The sequence below is a fragment of the Rhodopirellula europaea 6C genome (assembly GCF_000338295.1).
Taxonomy (GTDB): Bacteria; Planctomycetota; Planctomycetia; order Pirellulales; family Pirellulaceae; genus Rhodopirellula; species Rhodopirellula europaea.
Genome location: NZ_ANMO01000070.1, coordinates 1 through 1,737 on the forward strand (window position 1 = coordinate 1; position 1,737 = coordinate 1,737).

Annotated in this window: 1 protein-coding gene; it reads right to left on the minus strand. The window is 56.4% G+C overall.

Translation table 11 applies throughout. The annotated features are described in order from the left end of the window. On the minus strand, positions 1–1,428 hold a 1,428-nt coding region (locus tag RE6C_RS05925; RefSeq protein WP_008654757.1), incomplete at its 3' end, for an arylsulfatase. Positions 1,429–1,737 lie beyond the last annotated feature (309 nt).

The following is a 1,737-nucleotide window of genomic DNA, read 5'->3' on the forward strand; positions in this document are numbered from 1 at the left end:
GTGAGCCTTTTCCATCAGCGTCTCAAGTTCCTTCACAATCTCGGGATGGTCGCTGGCCAAGTTGGTCGTTTCGCCGATGTCGGCCTTCAAATCATATAACTGAGTTGGGCCAGTCATCCAAGGTTGGCGGATGGCTTTCCAGTCGCCACGTCGAACCGCTTGTCGGCCACCTTGTTCGTAGAATTCCCAGTACAGGTAATCGTGCGTTTGTTGGGCTTGCGGTTTGCCAACGATCGTTGGTGCCAAGCTGATTGAATCCGTGTCTTCAGGGAAATCTGTCCCAGCGAGTTCCGCGGTGGTCGCCATCAGGTCGCCGAAGTAGCCGACATGATCGGAGACTGTTCCGGGCGGAGTGGTACCGGGCCAGCGAACTATCAATGGAACGCGAATGCCGCCTTCAGTCAGGGCTCGTTTCATGCCGCGGAGCGGTCCGGCTGGATCGAACTTCTTAGGATTGTGGCCGCCTTCGTTGTGTGGGCCGTTGTCGCTGGAGAACATCACGACGGTTTGTTCATCGATTTGCAATTCTTTGAGCAGATCGAGAATGCGCCCGAGGTCCGAATCCATCCGCGTGATCATGGCGGCTTGGCCTTTGTCTTGGTCGCTCCAGTCTTTGTCGGCGTAGATACCGTGATCGGGCACTTCTTGTCCGTTGCCGGACATGCCGGTTCCTTCATTGTTCGCATGAGGGATGGTCAGCGAGAGATACAAAAAGAATGGCTTGGCCTCGGAATCCGCCGCTTTGTCACGAATGAAACCCATCGCTTCATTTGCAATTAGATCATGAGAGTAGTCGACTCGTTTGGTGGCCTGTCCGCCGGTGAATCCACCGTAAGATCTGTCGCGACGTTGAACTTCGTTTCGCAAAGCGACCTTGGTTTCGTTTCGCCATAGAAATTCGGGGTAGTAGTTGTGTGCGTGGACCTGGTTGAGGTAGCCGTAGAAGTGATCGAAACCTTGTTTGCGGGGAAGGCCTTCCCGTCCGCCCATCGCGTCGTCGCCCAGTCCCCATTTACCACACAGAGCGGTCGCGTATCCGGCGGACTGCAGCACCTCGGCCACGGTCACGTCTTCGTCGCGGAGCGATTGCTTGGACATGTCCGGTCCGCCCGCGTTGCCGCGAACGTGGGTGTGTCCCATGTGCATTCCGGTCATCAGCACGCTGCGTGAAGGAGCACACACGGTGTTGCCGGCATAGAAGTCCGTGAACCGCATGCCCTCGGCTGCCATCTGATCCAGGCGAGGCGTTTGAATCAGTTCTTGGCCGTAGCAACCGAGGTCACCGTAGCCGAGGTCATCGGCCAGAATAAAAACGATGTTGGGCCGTTTGGCGTCCGCAGCCGAAGCGGATGGCGAAGTCGCGAATCCAATCAGGATCAGCGACGTCAGGAGTGCGAACGAAAATGGAAAGACAGAAGCCAATCGCATGAAGGTTTCTCGGGAGAGGTGGGGATGGTGGGAGCGGCGATCATGAAGATCGGCCGGCGGCATTTTAATCGCCCGGCCAACCTTGGGGAGAGCGATCTGCGTCAGCGATCTGCGGAAAGCGTCACCGCATTTCGAATTTTCTGGCCCTCACACATCAGCGGTTTCGCTTCGAGGGTGCGGGGTACTTCGACAGGATTTTTGTCAGTCGCTGAACAACTTCCGGGTGGTCGCTGACGAGGTTCTTGGTCTCATTTGGATCGGTTTGGTAGTCATACAGTTCATAGGCCGTGTCACCTTTCCCATCAAACG